General features: G+C 52.1%; 1 protein-coding gene. It reads left to right on the forward strand.

The window, feature by feature from the left end; translation table 11 throughout:
- On the forward strand, nucleotides 1-279 hold a 279-nt coding region (locus tag S1OALGB6SA_RS01050; RefSeq protein WP_148083986.1), incomplete at its 5' end, for a tyrosine-type recombinase/integrase.
- Nucleotides 280-357: the final 78 nt, after the last annotated feature.

The raw sequence follows: 357 nt of genomic DNA on the forward strand, positions 1-357 counted from the left end.
GTGCACTCACTTCGCCATAGCTGTGCCCGCCACCTGCTTGCGGGAGGCGCCCACCTGCGCTACGTGCAGGAACTACTGGGTCATCGCTCCGTGTCATCTACCTCCGTGTACACGGAGGCCAGGGAGGAGAATCTGATGCGCTATTACAGGCAGTATCACCCCAGGGAGAACCACTGGTATGTGGAGGTGGATGATGAGTATCTTCGCAGGGTGGGAGCCCTGGAAGCCCAGATGAAGAGTCTTCTCTCTTCCCGTACTGGAAAGGTGAGGATAAAATGAGTTAAACTGGTAGGAATAGTATAGGCATCAGGCAGTGATTATCCAGGTAGGAGATAATTTATTGTGTTAAAAGGAATT

This window comes from Olavius algarvensis spirochete endosymbiont (assembly GCA_900608495.1).
Classification (GTDB): Bacteria; Spirochaetota; Spirochaetia; order DSM-2461; family DSM-2461; genus UBA2779.